Annotated in this window: 3 protein-coding genes; all 3 read right to left on the reverse strand. The window is 68.5% G+C overall.

Annotated elements, in window-relative coordinates; genetic code table 11:
- A partial coding sequence (locus AC2VON_RS03370) for a ribonuclease J (protein ID WP_486951676.1) occupies positions 1 to 812 on the reverse strand: 812 nt, incomplete at its 3' end.
- Entirely contained in the window at positions 805 to 1,719 is a 915-nt protein-coding gene (gene dapA / locus AC2VON_RS03375) for a 4-hydroxy-tetrahydrodipicolinate synthase (protein ID WP_486951677.1), read from the reverse strand. The genes dapA and AC2VON_RS03370, both read right to left, overlap by 8 nt.
- Positions 1,720 to 1,756: 37 nt before the next feature.
- A partial coding sequence (gene thyX / locus AC2VON_RS03380) for an FAD-dependent thymidylate synthase (RefSeq protein WP_486951678.1) occupies positions 1,757 to 2,400 on the reverse strand: 644 nt, incomplete at its 5' end.

A 2,400-nucleotide genomic window follows, 5' to 3' on the forward strand; every position in this document is an offset into this window, starting at 1 on the left:
ACCATTGATCGGCCGACGAATGAGACCCGCCGTCCCAACGCCACCGCCGAGTCGATGATCTGCTGCACCCGGTCCACGTTGGAGGCGAAGCATGCCATGATCACCCGCCCGTCGGCCCCCCGGATCAGCCGGTGCAGGGTGGGGCCGACTTCGCTTTCACTGGGCCCGACGCCGGGGACCTCGGCGTTGGTCGAGTCGCACAGGAGAAGGTCCACCCCGGCTCCATCGAGTCTTGAACCGAGTCGCGACATGCCGGGCAGGTCGGTGGGGCGCCCGTCGGGCGGCAGCTGGTCGAGCTTGATGTCTCCGGTGTGCAGGACGGTGCCGGCACCGGTGCGCACGGCGATGGCCAGCGCGTCCGGGACGGAGTGGTTGACGGCGAAGTATTCACATTCGAAGACGCCGTGGGTGCTGCGCTGGCCCTCGGTCACCTCCCGGAACACCGGTTTGAGGCGGTGCTCACGGCACTTCGCGGCGACCAGGGCCAAGGTGAACTTCGAGCCGACGACTTCGATGTCGGGCCGCAGCTTGAGCAGAAACGGGATCGCCCCGATATGGTCCTCGTGGGCGTGGGTCAACACCAGTGCCTCGATGTCGTCGAGCCGGTTTTCGATGTGGCGCAGATCCGGCAGGATGAGGTCGACGCCGGGCTCGTCATGGCCGGGGAACAACACCCCGCAGTCGATGATCAACAGCCGGCCCAGGTGTTCGAAAACGGTCATGTTGCGGCCGATTTCGTTGATGCCGCCCAGCGCGGTGACCCGCAGGCCGCCGGCGGTCAGCGGCCCCGGTGTTTTGAGGTCGTCACTCACCGGCGCTCAGCAGTACCGACGCGGTCCGCATATCGACGGCCAGCTCCTCGATCTGTGCCGGGGTGGCGGGCACCTGCGGCAGCCGGGGATCACCGACATCGAAGCCCTGCAGCCGCAGGCCGGCCTTGACAAAGGTCACCCCGCCGGTGCGAGCCATGGCATTGCACAGCGGGGCGATCGAGATGTTGATCTTGCGTGCGGTGGCCACGTCCCCGGAGGCGAAGGCGGTCATCATTTCGCGGAGCTGACCGGCCACGAAGTGGGAGATCACGCTGATGAATCCGGTGGCGCCCATCGCCAGCCAGGGCAGGTTCAGCGCATCGTCCCCGCAGTAGTAGGCCAGGCCCGTTTCGGCCATGATCTGGGTGCCGGCGTGCAGATCACCCTTCGCGTCCTTGATACCGACGATGTTCGGGTGTGACGCCAGCTCGAAGATGGTGTCGGGGTCGATCGGCACGCCCGAGCGGGCCGGGATGTCGTAGAGCAGCACCGGCAACTCGGCGGCATCGGCCACGGCGGTGAAATGCGCCAGCAACCCGGCCTGCGACGGCCGGGAGTAGTACGGCGTAACCACCATCAGCCCGTGTGCGCCCACCCCGGCACAGGCCTCCGCCAGCCGCACGCTGTGCTCCGTGTCGTTGCTGCCGGCGCCGGCGATGATGCGGGCTCGGTCACCCACCGCTTCCACCACCGTCCGCAGCAGCGTGAGCTTCTCGTAATCCGCGGTGGTCGGCGACTCGCCGGTGGTGCCGGAGAGCACCAGACCGTCACAACCGGCGTCGACGAGACGGTTCGCCAGACTGACAGCGGTATCGGTGTCGACCGACCCGTCGGGACCGAACGGGGTCACCATCGCGGTCAGCACGGTGCCCAGCTGCGTTCGGGCGTCGAATCCGCTGGTGCTCACGGTCCCGAGGATACCTGGCGAACCCGCAAGCAGCGGATCAGGCTTCGGTGGCCAACGGGCTGGTCGCAACCTCGGTGCCGTCGGCCAGGCCGGCGATCTGGAAATCGCCGAACACCGCCGGCGCGAGGTCGGCGAGCCGCCGCAGGCACGCGATGGCCAGCCGGCGGATCTCGACGTCGGCGTGCTCACTGGCGCGGACCGCGATGAAATGCCGCCAGGCCCGGTAGTTGCCGGTCGCGACGACGCGGGTCTCGGTGGCGTTGGGCAGCACCGCTCGGGCGGCCTGACGCGCCTGTCTGCGCCGCAGCACCGCGCCGGGGGAGTCCGCGATCGTGGCTTCCAGCCCGGTGAGCAGCTCGAGATAGCTCGCACGGCTGGCGTCGGTCGCAGCCAGGAAAAGCCGTTGCAGTTCCGGGTCGTCGGCGATGTCGGGCGGGACGGCGACGTCGGCGTCGGCGTCCGGCACGTAGCGCTGCGACAGCTCGGAGAAGGACAGGTGCCGGTGCCGGATCATCTCGTGGGCGCATGACCGGGAGATCCCGGTGATGTAGAAGCTCACGCTGGCGTGTTCGAGCACCGCCAGATGCCCGACGTCGATGAGGTGCTTCAGGTAGTCGGCGTTGGCGGCGGTGCGCGGATTGGGCTTGGACCAGCTCTGGTAGCAGGCCCGGCCGGCGAACT

Source organism: Mycobacterium sp. TH-M82, from assembly GCF_057473605.1.